The organism is Thermodesulfobacteriota bacterium (genome assembly GCA_035325995.1).
In the GTDB taxonomy this organism is placed as follows: Bacteria; Desulfobacterota_D; UBA1144; order Nemesobacterales; family UBA2774; genus JADLGH01.
This window is the reverse complement of sequence record DAOKYU010000002.1, coordinates 410,348-425,390: the sequence shown is the minus strand read 5'-3', so window position 1 is coordinate 425,390 and position 15,043 is coordinate 410,348. Positions and strand designations below refer to the sequence as shown.

Genomic DNA, 15,043 nt, shown 5'->3' with positions numbered 1-15,043 from the left:
TTCTTACCAAGGAGAACTCTCTTTTACAATGGACTAGTTTTTAGGGGGAAGGTCAGTCGCTCACAAGAACCGCTTAGAAGCTTTGAAACAGGTAGTTGAATCTATGCTCAATCAAAATGAAAGTGTATCAGTTTCGGAAATTAAGAATGGAACATAGTCCACTGAAAATTAATTTGTCTATCACACAAGTAAACAGCAAATTTATGCTAAAAGAGCAATCTGCTTTATTAGTGTATAAAGTTGATGCAACCTACCCTTGAATAGATCTAGTAATCTCACTGACCTTCTCAGACAATTCTCGAATCGATTTGATTATGGAGTCCATCTTCTCCTCTTGGGAGCGGTGTAATGTTTTAATATCATCTCTAAGAGAACCAATATCCCCTAGTATGGAAGCCCTAGTAGAGCTCATCTCAGTGCGAATTTCGCGAACCTGTGACTTGAGCGTTCTTACTTCCGAGAGTACCAACTCTTCCAGCAGGGTTTTAAAACCTTCTCTGAAGCTCATGCATGAATTTTAAAATCGAAAGGCGACTATTTCAACCGGTTGAACAGTTTTAACATGATATTAAGTCAGATAGAAGACGCCATCAAGTTTCGATAACTCAAGCGGCAGCTCTACTTTTGATAGTGTCTAATAGCTTTACAATGGTTTCCACATCGGTTGCGGGGAATAGACCACTGACACCTTGAACATCCAGATCGGTGAACGGACTTTCGTAAAGCCTACGTGGATCGAGGACACCGCGTTCGGTCAAATGATCGATAATCAGAGCGATAAACTCGGTCTGGTTGGCTGTGAGGATCCGTCCGTCCATAAACTCCGTTAAGGCACGCTTGGCTGCTTCGCGGTCAAGGCCCACGAGCGAGCGGATAAAAAGACCAAGCCCCCCTTCTGCACGGATGCGCTCAAGTTCGTCGTCGCTTCCTACCCCTTCATCGAGAAATATACGTTCCAACTCAGCAAGGTCCTGAGGCGTGAGCTGTTCGTTCCGTTTCAGTTTCTGTATGGTTATATGATCCTGGTGCTGGGAGAGAAAGTGACGCACCTTCATCAGGAAACGTGCCTTGTCGGTGCCGGAACCAGTGATTGGTAATTCAACTTCAGTTCCCGAGCCGATCTCATCCTCAAAGTCCGTATAAACGATTTTGCGGGCGTGAGGCTCAATTAGCTTAACCAGGCTGCGGAGCCGACGGCGCAGGTTCTCAAGTATCGGAAGATTGATCCCCTGCCAATATTCGTCCGTTTGCACTTCTAGAATCAAAGCCATCTGGGCAGAGACCATTGGAACATTGCTCAGCTCTTCGAGCTGTGAGGCTATGCCCATGATTCGAGATTGCAGATTTATGAAACCGGGATCTGTATGAAGGAGCGCGAGCTGTGTTACCAAGATCAAGTAATCGAACTGTTTGGCGGCCAAATCATTATCAACAATCGCGCTCGGTAGGGCGGCAATGTGCTCGGTAAGCTCGGCGCGTACATCGTCTGTTAGAACTTCCCAGGCTTCCTTGACCTGATACTTTTCGACATAGCGTCGTTTGGGCCGGACAATGAAGTTGTCTAGCTTCATACTGGCAACCTCTTTGTATAGCAGCTCAACTATATTGCTACGGAGGGTACTCAACAGATCGTTGTCAGTTTCGAGATCGAGCTTGTCGATCTCACCGATCAGCTCGACACGGGCGACAAACAGTTTCTCGCTGAGAGAGGCGCCAAGCGCCCCATCCGATATTGTCGGATTCTGGTTAAAGAACTCAAAATTCTGGCAGAAATCGAAAACCAAGAAGTGGTCCTTGTGTTGACCCGGCCCGAACAGGTCTGGTCGAAGACGCGTGCCTCGCCCGATCATCTGCCAGAACTTGGTTTTTGAGCGGACAATCTTGAAGAAGACGAGATTTACTACCTCAGGAACATCGATACCGGTGTCGAGCATATCTACTGAAATCGCTATATGGGGTTCCCGATCGGCATTGGAGAAATCATCGATTAAAGACTGTGCATATTCAGTCTTAAAATCGATGACACGGGCAAAATGACCCTTCAGATGCGGATAGTTTGCATCAAACCGTTCCGCAATGAACACAGCATGGTGGTGGTTTTTGGCGAAAATTATGGTCTTGCCAAGCCGGTCTCCGTCTTCGACCTTAAGTCCATGAGTCATGACGTGCTCCAGTACCTTGTCTACAGTATCGGCGTTGAAGAGCCACTTGTTGATAGCAGAAGCATCGACTCGATCTGGGACCTCTCCATCCTCTGTCCAATCAAGCGCATCCCATTCCTCCTTTTCCTCATCGGACAGGTCGTCGTACTTGATGCCCTCACGCTGGAATTTCAGAGGTACGGTAACGGCCTTCGGCGGAACCAGGAACCCGTCTGCAACAGCTTCATCCAGATCGTAGGAATCTGTCGGTACACCGCGCTCAAGCTCGAAGAGCGCATAGGTGTCGCGGTCTATCTCATCGCGTGGAGTGGCGGTCAGTCCCACGAGCAAGCTATCAAAATAATCGAAGATCGCACGGTATTTTCGATAAACGGATCGGTGTGCCTCATCAATGACGACCAGGTCGAAGTGGCCAGTACCGAAGCGGCGCACCCCATTTTGCACCTCATCGATCAACCCGACCATGGTTGGATAGGTCGAGACATATATGCGGCCTTCGCTTTCCTTATCGGTTATGAGATTAACGGGTGCGGCGTGGGGAAGATGTGTTTTGAATGCCGCTACCGCCTGTCTCACGAGAGCAACACGATCAGCAAGAAAAAGAGCGCGCTTTACTAAATTCGCGCGCATAAGCTGATCGATCAGAGCAATGATTGTGCGCGTCTTCCCTGATCCCGTCGCCATTACCAGTAGCGCCTTGCGCTGATGGCCCTTCTCGAAGGCGTCGTCGATGCGGCGGATTGCTCGGGTCTGGTAGAAGCGCTCGACGATTCTGGGGTCGATTTCAATAGTGTTTAGAGATCTCCTAGTAGTGCGGCGTTGATGCAGAAGCAGCAGTTCGTCTTTTTTGAGAAAGCCCTGTACAGATCGCGGCGGGTAGCTCACGTCATCCCATAGCCAATGCTCATAACCATTTGTATAGAAAATTACCGGCCGGAGGCCAAACTTTTTCTCAAGACAATCCGCATAGAGCTTCGCTTGCTGCTGGCCGACACGCGCATCACGCTTGGTTCGCTTGGCTTCAACCAGAGCCAGCGGCTTACCATCATCTGCCCAAAGCACGTAATCAACAAACCCTTCGCCGGTATTGTTGGGCATGCCGGTGACTGGGAACTCACGATCACGCTGCTGGTCGAGCGCCCAACCAGCTTCTTGTAAAAGCAAATCAATGAAAGCGTCGCGGGTCTGCGCCTCATCATAGTCATGAGTGTCTGGAGCCGTTTGATTCGCCTTCTTGACGGCCTCGATCTCATTTTGAAGGCGTGTAATCTCTGCCTCCAGTGCGGCCTGCTGTTGCTCGGTTTGTATGCGGGCTGCTTCTGCCTCCTCATGAGCCCTGGTTTTCTCGTCATAGTCCTTGGCCAGCGCCTGTAAGCGTGCCAGCGTACTCGCCTCGACCTGTGCGGTCTTCGGCAATGCCTCGTACACAAACTGCCGTCCCGGTTCTGGCTTTGCGCCCTTGGCATAGGTGCGGACAAGCCAGTATGAAAAATGAAATAGCTCCCTTAGCGACGTAATAGCCGCCTGGGGTGGTATCGCCCGTGTCTCATGCACCGCCCGATTGCCAAGGTCCTTGATAATCCGGGCTTTGGTAACCAGAGCGTTGCCTACCAGAGCGCGAAAGGTGCCTTCATGTATCAATGCAGACAAAGTATTGTCGTAAGGATTGCGCAGTGTTCTGTCATGTGTATACATCCACTTTATCGCAGTCTCTAGTGCGAGCCGAGCATAAAAGCACGATGCACGGGGATCATTCAACGCTGCAGCTTCCGCCTTTTGTGCATGGTCATAGACTGGGGAAAATTCAGATTGTAGGAAGGCAAACTGACTCATCCGTTATCCTCGCTGTCTCGCTGTCCTTCGAGGGACTGACGGACCAGGCCAATTACATGGGTTTGTTGATAAATGAGGATCTCGATCTGAGATGATTTTTTCAAAAAAGAAAGGAGTCTGGTTTCAGTTGCTTTCATATCACATCTCCCCGTGGAATTCGCGGTGTTGGAGGGATGAGAAGAGGGTATCGAGATGCTCCCGGTGTTTTTGAAAAGCCGGGATAGCAGACCGGTATGCGACAAATTTCCTCTGAAATTTCTTTTGAAGTTCTATTGGTGCGAGCGGGATTGGAATGGTCCTTAGCTCTTTAGCATTGATATTCGCCATTCCGATAATGGTTTTGCACATACCGCGTAGAATTTTTTTTCCTACTTTGCTGTTCAAATACGTGCCTATGTATTCTGGGACAGCCTCTTTATTTGTACGTAGCCGGATGAGATAACCCGCGTAAGCATATGTTTTCTCTCCGCGATAGACCCCGGTCTTTCCAACAAGATCAGGGCTATTTGTCCGATTGAAAAGAATATCCCCATCCTTGACGGTATATTTGTCTATTTCATTTTCGAGGAGGTCGATAAATTTCATATCTTGAAATTCAAACTCGCCAGTTGTAGTAATATTCCCCATTCGCAGAATTGGAATTGAACCTTCGTTCCCAGCCTTCGAACTTGTGCCGTATTGAGTACTTTCAGTTAGATCGCCAATAGTTCCCATTGGCCAGCCCATAGGATTGGTGGCCGGGTCACCAAACATCTCGTAGAAAATCGCCTGACCGAGTTCGTTGAGACGATCAATAGAACTCTGGCGCAGGCGGCGCAGTTTATCAGCCTGGTCGAGGATCGCTGCGATGCGCATTTGCTCGTTGAGTGGTGGGAGGGGGATTTCAAGCTCTGCGATATCGGTGCGAGTTACTTGTCTAAAAGTCGCACCTCGTCCCTTCGCCGCAAGTCGATCTGCACCTGCCTCCATGACTCGCCAAAGATATTGTGGGGCAATTATTCCTTCTTTTGCCCGCAATCCTGCTACACCGCGTCCGAGGCAGTACTCGGAATCAGACCAATTTAAATTTCCTATAGTTGCCCGGATGCAGATAAGGATGTCACCATTTTTTGACTTCTTAGTAGGGTGAGACGTGAAGCGGGAAGGATGCGGAGTCAACTCTCCAAAATCGCTCGCCCCAGCAATAAGAGGCAAACCATCACCGTTCTCATTGTAAGTGTCCCCACTGGGGGCTTGCCCCATTTCAATTTCAGCAACTTGTCCAAGCTGCACTAATTTCATCCCAGCATATCCTCCAGCCTCGTGAGGCCGTCAGAAATCTCTTCCTCCAGCCCCCTCAACTCTCGAATAATATCTGCCGGTGCGTCGTGGTGCTGCTCCTCGTGTTCGACTTCCTTGTATCGATTGAGTGAGAGATCATAGCTGCCAGTCGCTGCTATATCGGTTTTGGGCACGCAGAAGCTTTGAGCCGTGCGGGGATTTCCCCGTTCACTACCGTTGTGTTCCTGCCACCTTGTCAGCACATCGGGCAGATTGTTTTTGGCGTGCTCTTCGTCACTAAGCGTTTCGCATGGGGAAGCACCGAGCTTTTCTATGGGTAACAGTGGCGTACGCTTGTCGTCAAGCGAGTATCCGTCAGCCTGTAGATCATAAAACCAGACATGGTCAGTGCCGCCAACCCCTGTTTTAGTAAAGACAAGTATTGCGGTCGAGACACCAGCATAGGGGCGGAATACACCGGACGGGAGTTTAATGACGGCGTCGAGTTTGTGCTCCTCAACCAGCATCCGGCGCAACGCCTTGTGGGCCTTGGAGGAGCCGAATAGTACCCCATCTGGCACGATTACAGCCGCGCGGCCGCCAGTCTTAAGCAACCGGAGAAACAGGGCGAGAAAGAGTAGTTCGGTCTTTTTGGTTTTTACGATTTGCTGAAGATTTTTCGCCGTAGCTTCGTAATCAAGCGAGCCAGCGAAGGGCGGATTGGCGAGAACAAGAGAGTAGCGACCGGCGTCTTCGGCATGCTCCTCGGCAAGGCTGTCACGATAGCTGATATCCGGGTTCTCGACACCGTGCAGCGTCATGTTCATCGCCCCGATGCGCAGCATAGTCGGATCAAAGTCGAAGCCGTGGAACATGCGCTCGTGGAAGTGCTTGAGCTTCTTCTCATCGCGGAACAGCGCGGCATGATGCCGGCGAAGATACTCGCCGGCGGCGACCAGAAAGCCGCATGTGCCAGCTGCGGGATCGCAGATGACATCGTCCGGGGTTGGCTGGGTCAGCTCGACCATAAGCTTGATGATATGGCGCGGCGTTCGAAACTGTCCATTCTGACCGGCGCTTGCGATCTTGCTGAGCATATATTCATATACGTCACCCTTCGTGTCGCGATCATCCATCTGGATTTTGTCGAGCATCTCGACGACCTTGGCGAGCAAGGCCGGGTTACTGAAGCCAAGCCTGGCATCGCGCATGTGCCTTCCGTAGCTTGATCCTTCCTCACCCAAGGTGCGCAGGAAGGGAAACACATGCTCATCTACAACTGTCATCATTTCGCGCGGCTCAAAATTCTTGAATCTCGACCAGCGCATGTCAGCGTAGGAGCGCCCTTTGTCATCAGCTCCTTCCGGGAAGACGCGGCGCTCAATTGGAATGCCGAGCGTTGCGGCCTTGTTCTCTTCGAGTGTATGTAGCTCATCGAGCCGCTTGATAAATAGCAGGTAGGTGATCTGCTCAATTACCGAGAGCGGGTTGGAAACACCACCTGACCAGAATGCGTTCCAAATTTGATCGACCTGATTTCGGATTTCACCAGTAAGCATCTAGTTTCGAAGCCCCTTTGCGTGAATGATACGTATTTATAGCACTACTAAATAATTCTAAGGCAAAAATATACTAACCCATTAATCTAAATGTAGATGTAGCTCCCAAAAACCATTCTGGTTTTACCTTTCGCGATTGTATAGATAACAAACCCAAATTAGAAGTCCATTTTGATTTGCGATGCTTTTCGACTAGGCGGCTCAGCTACTTTGTGGGACAGGTGCCGAGGCGGCATATTCAGGCGATTATCTTTCAATAAATCCTCAATCGTTTTTATCTGAATCTTGGGATATTGCATGCCCGTGACTGACTTATAAAACCCCTTTTGTGCCGCCTCCGTCATCATTGGCTTTGTAGGTTCTTCAAGGGTAATAAAAATGCCGATTTCGGCCTTCTCTCTATCCATTACGTGGCCCAAATCTCTTATGTCTTTAACGGAGACATGGCCGCTTTTAACTTGCACTACTGCTTTTTTGGGGCTGTGCTTTTCATCCTCAAAATAAATGAATGCATCAATGCCCGTATCGCTCCCCTTCTTTTTGTCTCCATATGGTTTTGCGCCAATAAGCGAACCAGCCCACCATTGGAATTGATAACGGTTTTGTGATGCCAACTCTTTTGCTCCCGTTAAATCTTCCGGTTCTCCTATAACCTCATAATCTATTTTGGGCTGTAATCCGAAAGAATCTTGTAAACGCAATTTTATTAGATTAATAGCTAAGTGCGTAACATCTATTCCAACCCACTTTCTGCTTAGACGTTGTGCGACCGCAATAGTTGTCCCGCAACCACAGAAGGGGTCAAGGACAATATCCCCCTTTTTAGAAGAGGCGTTTATTATTCTTTCTAAAAGTGGTTCCGGCTTCTGTGTCGGATAACCTAATCTTGCTCTTGCGGAAGGGGCAATAGGTTGAATTTGCCACCAGTCATCTGGATGCTTACCCAATGGATGCAATTCCTGCAACCCGAAGTCGGTTCCCTTCCTGACATTGCCAATATAATGCTTAAAGCGTTCCTTCGTGGCTTCGGCATACTCTTCCCTGACTGCATCTACATCCATATAATAATCATCAGTTTTTGAATAACGTAGAATAATATCATGTCTTCTTCCGAAATCTTTTTTAGGGTATCCGGCCCCCCTATAACACCAAGCTATTTCATTTCTAAAATTTTTTTTCCCGAAGATTGTATCCATCAGTATCTTGAGATAATGGCTCGCGGTTGGATCGCAATGCAGATAAATTGAACCGGTTGGTTTTAACACCCTTCGCAATTCGATTAGTCTAATAGCCATCATCGTTAGATATGCCATAACATCATTGACACCAACAAATTTACGAAAAGCTATCATCATTTCTACTAGGGTTGCTGGAGCATCTTTGATTATTTCTCCGTAGGTATACTCGGTTTCCTCTGTCCAATGCCACGTATCTTCAAATGCCGTTATCTGGGCTTGAGATTGTTCCCCGGTCGGCTCTTTATAAAGAATGTTGTAATTTGCTTTGGAGTTAAAGGGCGGGTCAAGATAGATTAAATCCACAGACTCATCTTTTATATAACTCTTTAAGATTGTTAAATTGTCACCGTAGTAGAGCTTGTTATTTGGCACTTTTCTTTTTAGCACCCCGTTCCTTTAATGCCTTTTTCTTGACCTGAGCATTCTCTGCGGGGGGAACCGCCAATAGGGCTTTCATGATGTCATCAAAAGATGAATCATTTTTGGGTTCGTCTTTTTTTTGTTTCTTCGACGACTTGTGTTTCAAATTGCTCACCTTGAAATTCAGCCTGATAAGGCAGATTGGGTTTAATTATTCTTAATGGCGGATTGCCCAGTTTATTGTCTAACGCCAGTAGCCCCGCATCGAATGTATCAAAAACAGGGACTTTTCCCTTCAGCGCACTAGCAACGTGTATTGCGTCCTTTGGTTTTATCGAATGATCCCATATCAATTCCCTTGCTGACTCAGCAATAAATCTATCCACGTTTACGATTATGATATAACTTTGTTCAAAGAAACTGCAAATTTTTTCAGATTTTTCCCTTGTTATTTTAGGGTGTCCCTTTATATACAGAACCTCCGCTATTGTGAGGGCCGATGTAACAATCTCCACTTTATTGGTCTCAGCATGTTGCAGCACGCCGAGACAGTCCTCATATTTCCCCCTTTCTTTGTTAAACAAAGTTAGGAATATATCAGAGTCCCAATATCGCCTCTGTTTCGACAAATTTAATCTCCCAATATGCCACAAACATCATAAGCGCTTGGTAAATCTTCATCTTCGGGAAATACCCTCAATTCCTCAACTCTAATATTCTTTGGTCTGCCATCTCTACCATAACTAATTAAACCAAAGACATATACTCGTCCACCAAAAGCATTAATCGCCTGTTCTAACATTTCATCTGGTATATAACATTGCACGGCTCTATCGGTAAGAGATTCATAAATAACTATCCTTGTGCCGTCTCGTTGGGAAACGGTTAATAATTCCCCCTCGATGGAGCCCAAAGACCTAACCTGTATCTCCAGAATATGATTAACGTTGGCACCATAATACGGAGTTATCTCATGCGAAGATTCGTCTGCAACAATGCTGATTTTTGTAATCCCAGAATCCTCTTTCCGAGAAGGTAAATTGGAAAGAATCTCAATGTTTTCTAGGGCGGCGTCGTTAAAAAATGGAGGTCTTTCGGCTTTCTTTTGTAGGACATCTAGCCCGGCATTAAAAACATCAATATAGCTATCCAAGAGTGCCTTGGTCATTTCTCTTGCTTCGGGCTGAAACTCAACGTTAATACTCCCCCGTTCAACACCAACAAACCAAGTAAATGCATGCGCTTGTCTGGTAAATTCCTTGGCTACTTCTTCCAATACAGACTGAAAAGAGACTAGACCTTTCCTGAACTCGTTGGCGGTTATTTTGTCGCCACCTAACCTTAAAACAACTTTTTTGTTCACATGGTTAGACACGATGAATCCTTATATAACAGCCTTTTATTGGCGATACCCTTTAACGCCATATCGCATCGTTCTATATCACTTATTTTTCTATTATTGTGTCGAAAGTCAAACTCTCCTATGTATCGCTTGAGGTGTTGGCTACTCACATGATGATAAACGCCGTTGAGTCCCCGTTTTAACATACTAAAATAATTCTCACAGCTATTAACATGAATAGCCCCTCTGGAGTATTCCTTTTTGGAATGGGTTACAAAATCATGTTTTGCAAATTCCTTGCGAAGCCCCCTATAGCTCATAAACTCATCCGTCATTATTTGGGTGTCGGCATCAATCTGCCTTCTCATTATGGGTTTCAAGGTCTTAGCGGATACAGTTTCGACGTGATACGATCTGGCTTCTCCTCCCCTTTCTATTAGCGTGAATATTTTTTCCTTATGCCCCCAACCCCTTGCCCCCTTCGCGTGCTTTCCCTTGTTTCCCCAAAAGGTTTCATCCACCTCGACCACTTTCCCCTTTCCGCCGAGCTTCTTGATAAAAATGGGGTCTTTCATTGCTTCACGGATTCTGTGGCTCATGAACCATGCGGTCTTGTAGGTAACTCCTAACATTCTGTGAAGCTGGTGACTGGACATTCCCTTTTTCGAGGCCGAAAGAAAATAAACAGCCTTAAGCCATATATGAAGTTTGATTTTACTTCTTTCGAATAAGGTGCCGACTGTTACAGAAAATTGCTTTCTACATGCTTTGCACTTGTAAAGCCCCTTGCGGTGACTTTTCCCTTCGAGTTTGTAATTGTTCTCGTTATTCCCGCAATGTGGACATTCAGGCTTGTCGTTCCATCTCAGGTTTTCAAGGTATTCTCTTGCCTTATCTTCGTTATTGAAATATTCAGCATTAATAGATTGTTTACCCAACTCATTGCCTCCATATTGGCTATCGTATATATTTATTATAGGTCATATAGTTGGGTTTGTCAAGTATATAATCGCGTTACCTTTAGTCCAGCAACGACCTCTCATTTGTAATATCTTCGCTGAAACTTACGTAACCCTTTCCCACCCTAATCAAGGCTTCACCCGCATTTTTACGGCGTATTTCTTTCGATGTTATCAACCTCATCTCTTAAGCGAAAACGACGGGTCGAGATTTTTATAATGGTTCTCTTAACTGGTTAATAGTTATGGGGTGAACTGAGGTCTCCACTTTAAAGTGATTTTTTATTTTATGACGACCTCCTTAATTGTTAGCAGTAAAACTACACAATTAATTGAATTCATTCGTCGAATCTCCAAAGAACTTGATCGTGATAACAATTTTCATAGTCCCTGTCCTCTAGATATTTAGAATTTGGAGATAGATTAGGATAATATCGATTCCTGAGACTCAGCAAGATTCCTTCGGAAGTGTAGTTCAAATATTTGCTGAAATTAATTGTATAATCTTCCTTTTTATATTTCACACCCCTCAATATGAAGTCTTCCTTGGATTTAAAACACAGATCTCGATCTATACTTATTAAAATCCAACCAGATTCATGCAATTCGCTTTCTCGTTTTTCATCAATTATTACATCTCGGTTTGATTTCCTATCATCGACTTCAATTCCTATTTTTTTTATAGGGTCAGCAAAGTCTACGAAGTATCTACCTATAGGAACTTTAGGATAGAATGGCAGGCATAAACGACGAATATCCTCCCAAATTAATTTCTCAACATCAGTTAAAATTTTATTCCAATCGAAAAAATAAGGGTCTATTGTAGCAGGATATTTTTCTTGTATCTCTTTAAATGCATATTCCTGATAAATATTTCTAATTTCACTTAAAGTATTGGAATATTTACTGGTTTCCATAACCGGGCTTATTATAATTTAATAACTCAAAACTCTCAATTCCAAGAAAAGACGGTAGTGGGTCAGTTTCATTTTAGCAGGGCTAATATGTCCTCGATCTCCCAAAGATGGTCTGTAACCTTTGCTCTCATGGCGGGTGTACACCTTAGAGATTGATGAATCCTACAGAAATTATAGTACATGAAGTGAAGGGCTACGGCATGGCCTAGATTCTCCACCTTCTTAGAGAAAGCATTGGTCAACCTCGTAAACCTGCGCATATTCATTCTCATGGTAAGGTTCTGGCGTTCTACGTATGAAGTCGATACGTGCCTGCCTTCTGGATAGCCAAGAACCTCTTTAGCCCTTACTCCGGTGCAATGCGGAGGGCTATAGCGGCCCTGAGATTCGGTACTTGTGCCGTATATCTTTATCAACTGACTGTAATCTATATCCCTTCCGAAAGCACTAGGAACGGCGTCGAGATACATTGCATGCCCGTCCGTGGTTAGCTGTACCCTGTTTGCCAGTCGGCCCGCTAAGTCCTTCATGAAGGTTGTGGCGGTTACGAGATCGCGGTTGCCTATATACCAAGAGGGAACAAGCTTTGTGTCGGCACAGATGGCCGTAAACGTCCACACGTCACCATAGCCAAACTGGTCTTTCTTTTCTTCAGGGACGTTCTTAGCCTTAGCATAGCAGAAAGCCCATATTTCATCACATTGAATCTTGGTACAAGGGAGATTCTTAAAAACCTTGTCCTGATACTCAGAGCATGTCGTACCTACATCGACTAAGAGCTTAATAACCGTATTCTTGGCCGCTCCGGTCATTCTGGACGTAGCCCTTATAGAATTGCCCTCGACTAAAGCCGCTATTATCTGAGCCTGTTTCTTGGTATCTAGCCTGTTCATAGTATTATTATACTTGACCGCTCAAGCATAGTCAATAGATTTATTATCGGACTAAAAGCATTGACTTCCGCTTTAAGGTGGTGCTATCGTTCAGGTATACTATTTAGTCTTAATAGAACGTCCCCCCGCCCAGTCTCGAACTGGGAACGCACGATTTAGCAGATCGTTCCTCTTTCCAATTGAGGTACGGGGGGATAGAGATAAGTGGGTTGCCTTGCCTAAGAGAGATCGAAGTGGCCAGCTTTTTCCTCTCTTAGACTAGCGTATCTGCCCCTGAGTGCGACAACCCTCCACTCAGGGGCTTCCCTTCCGCCGAAGCATAATTACACCTCCAAATTTATTCCGGTATTTCGCTGTTTTCATTAGTTTTTTCATTAATTTCTACTTCCGGCTCTTTTACCCCGGCATTTTCTAATGCCCTTTCTCTCTCATTTTTCTTTTTCATTGCTTCGGGGTACCAGATCAGTAAACCAATCATACTATTGGGTAGTTTGTGAAACACCGCCGTATTCTTGGATATATTAATTGCAAGGTTTCTCAATCTATCCTTCTCTTTCCATTCAAAGTCAAAACCTCCTTCTTCTAGCCCCTGTAGTATTTCCTCGACTTTGCAAGCTACTCCTTTCCACTCTAAGTATTCCCGAATCGCAGTCGCAAGTGGCTTACCGTAAAAAATATCGGGACGGAGACTAATCTGAGTAGCATTTAGTTCTGACCCAGCGTACCGAGGCTCTTTTCCAATCTTGGCCAAAAGAAAATTAATGGTCTCCTTAACTTTTATAATATTACGTTCCTGCTCTTCGAGTTCGGCCTGTAAAACTTCAATTGCATCACTTATCTTGCTATCCATAGCTCTTACCCCTCTTACGTCTTGGCATAATAGCCAAGGAAATTATCATTAATTATACCAAATGCCAAAGAGGCAAGTCAAATGCGGATAAGAGGAACCTTCTAACTCTCTGCAGGCACTCATATATATGTTTGTTTTAAATGAGTTTGCCGGATTGGCGAGTAATTATTTATTCTTTGGCTTGGTTTGGTTTGCCCATCGAGCTTCGGCTGCTTTCTTGGCTATCTCTTTGCGCCTTTCGGCGGAGAGTCGTTTGGCTCTCGCTTTGCCCCCCTTTAGGCCCCCTAAGCGGCCTAAAGCTACGGCGGCAGGGTTCTTCTCGGACTTTTCCTCGGATGGGTTTTTTTCGGAAGGTTCTTTGGTGGCTTTCTCTACCAAGGACTTGGCAAGTACGTTCACATCGTCTGATTGCTTTCTTGAGCGGTTAGGCATACCTATAGTATGCCATATGAAAAACGTAGTGTCTAATAAGAGCTTGATTTTGTAAAGAGCCCCTATTGACAGAGCGAGCGATTTGGGGGGATAATAATATTAATCCACATCAATGTGGAGGTGGATGACCCGTGTAGGGTCAGCGAAAAAAAAGTCGGGGAAACCCGGCTTTTTTTTATAAGAATATTTTACCATATCCGGAGATTCTATTTTGATAAATCTGCCTATTGTATTTACCCTCAATGTGCCTACATATATGATCTGAGAACGTATTTCTAGTTTGGCCAATTTTTTTATTATCAATAAGTATTGATTGTTTCACAGGATATGCCAATAAGTCCGCCAACTGTAATCCGGCAATGTTTGAACTTTTAGGTTTTAGTTTTATTTCGTTGCTCGTAAGTGTGTTTTGAAAAAAACTATCAGGGTGATAATATGTGCCACTATAGTATATCCTTTTGTAGGCTTCTTTAAGCTGTTTGTTTTCTTTGCCACCTCGACTCTCAACTAATACGTCCCCTTTTCCGCTGTAGAAGTTAAGAAAACCGCAATACCGTTCTAACATAGCCGCAATACAATAGTGATAAGGGTGAAAAGCTGCAGTACCATGGCGCTCTATATGACGCTTTTTATCTATGACAACTCCAATGATGTGATACTCCTGACTAGACAAAAATGACAATAGGTCTTTATTAAAAGATTTTTCCCGATTTGAATCTCTTAACCTCCAAAATGACCCCTTTCTATCAATTATATCTCTTCTATGGAACACGACTGGTTCGTCGGGGTTATGCGGAAAGTGTTGCTGTTTAAGAAGTTCTAGTGCTGGGTGTGTATTTTCTCTATATACCTGTTCTCTGATAAAAATCCCCAACAAACAGAGGTACCTGTTATCTGGATTGCCGAAGTTATTGCAGGTATGGTCACCAGATTCATCGATATATAACCTATATCTTCTCACGATTGCAATTATAGTGTGATTAATGATTTATATAAAGAGATAAAATCCTCCCTCCCCTAAAACAATTCAAACTGACCCACTACCGAAAAGACATCAATATATTAGTACGTAGGAACCGGTTGCTTTCTGCAGCATATTTTTGATACCAACTTGATAAAACTTTGAGATCGATATAACATATCTAATAATGTTAGATATGTTGATAGAGAGTACAAACAATCTAAAACCGAAAGAACTACGACAACTTTACAATCACATTGGCTCCCTCCTTGGTCCC

The 15,043-nt window shown here is 45.1% G+C and carries 11 protein-coding genes, 1 tRNA gene and 1 pseudogene; all 13 read right to left on the bottom strand.

Annotated features, from left to right (window positions below):
- Positions 1-605: 605 nt before the first annotated feature.
- The 13 genes and pseudogenes from PKC29_04825 to PKC29_04765 all read right to left on the bottom strand — a co-directional run bounded on the left by PKC29_04825 (position 606) and on the right by PKC29_04765 (position 14,766).
- A complete protein-coding gene (locus tag PKC29_04825) occupies positions 606-3,995 on the bottom strand; it encodes a DEAD/DEAH box helicase family protein (GenBank protein ID HML94734.1) in 3,390 nt (1,129 codons plus the stop codon).
- 138 nt (positions 3,996-4,133) lie between these two features.
- The gene (locus PKC29_04820; protein ID HML94733.1) at positions 4,134-5,276 is read right to left on the bottom strand and encodes a restriction endonuclease subunit S; all 1,143 of its coding nucleotides are present in this window, start codon (positions 5,274-5,276) and stop codon (positions 4,134-4,136) included.
- Positions 5,273-6,814 (bottom strand): class I SAM-dependent DNA methyltransferase, encoded by a 1,542-nt coding sequence (locus PKC29_04815; protein HML94732.1) that lies wholly within the window; start codon positions 6,812-6,814, stop codon positions 5,273-5,275. Before PKC29_04815 ends, PKC29_04820 begins: the two co-directional genes overlap by 4 nt.
- Before the next feature lie 158 nt (positions 6,815-6,972).
- A complete protein-coding gene (locus PKC29_04810; protein ID HML94731.1) occupies positions 6,973-8,439 on the bottom strand; it encodes a DNA methyltransferase in 1,467 nt (488 codons plus the stop codon).
- Positions 8,440-8,528: 89 nt separating this feature from the next.
- Complete coding sequence (locus tag PKC29_04805; protein ID HML94730.1) at positions 8,529-9,041, bottom strand: type II toxin-antitoxin system VapC family toxin; 513 nt, start codon at positions 9,039-9,041, stop codon at positions 8,529-8,531.
- 2 nt (positions 9,042-9,043) lie between these two features.
- Positions 9,044-9,787 carry a hypothetical protein gene (locus PKC29_04800; GenBank protein HML94729.1) on the bottom strand — a complete coding sequence of 248 codons (744 nt, stop codon included), beginning with the start codon at positions 9,785-9,787 and terminating at the stop codon, positions 9,044-9,046.
- Entirely contained in the window at positions 9,772-10,677 is a 906-nt protein-coding gene (locus PKC29_04795; GenBank protein HML94728.1) for an IS1595 family transposase, read from the bottom strand. Before PKC29_04795 ends, PKC29_04800 begins: the two co-directional genes overlap by 16 nt.
- A 374-nt stretch (positions 10,678-11,051) precedes the next feature.
- A complete protein-coding gene (locus PKC29_04790; protein HML94727.1) occupies positions 11,052-11,630 on the bottom strand; it encodes a DUF559 domain-containing protein in 579 nt (192 codons plus the stop codon).
- Positions 11,617-12,523, bottom strand: a pseudogene (locus tag PKC29_04785) (IS1 family transposase). Before PKC29_04785 ends, PKC29_04790 begins: the two are co-directional and overlap by 14 nt.
- 120 nt (positions 12,524-12,643) lie before the next feature.
- A tRNA-Ser gene (locus PKC29_04780) sits at positions 12,644-12,717 on the bottom strand.
- Positions 12,718-12,860: 143 nt separating this feature from the next.
- Complete coding sequence (locus tag PKC29_04775) at positions 12,861-13,373, bottom strand: hypothetical protein (GenBank protein HML94726.1); 513 nt, start codon at positions 13,371-13,373, stop codon at positions 12,861-12,863.
- A gap of 165 nt (positions 13,374-13,538) precedes the next feature.
- Positions 13,539-13,805: a hypothetical protein gene (locus PKC29_04770; protein ID HML94725.1), complete on the bottom strand. Its 267-nt coding sequence runs from the start codon at positions 13,803-13,805 to the stop codon at positions 13,539-13,541.
- 175 nt (positions 13,806-13,980) lie between these two features.
- The gene (locus PKC29_04765) at positions 13,981-14,766 is read right to left on the bottom strand and encodes a DUF3800 domain-containing protein (protein ID HML94724.1); all 786 of its coding nucleotides are present in this window, start codon (positions 14,764-14,766) and stop codon (positions 13,981-13,983) included.
- Positions 14,767-15,043 lie beyond the last annotated feature (277 nt).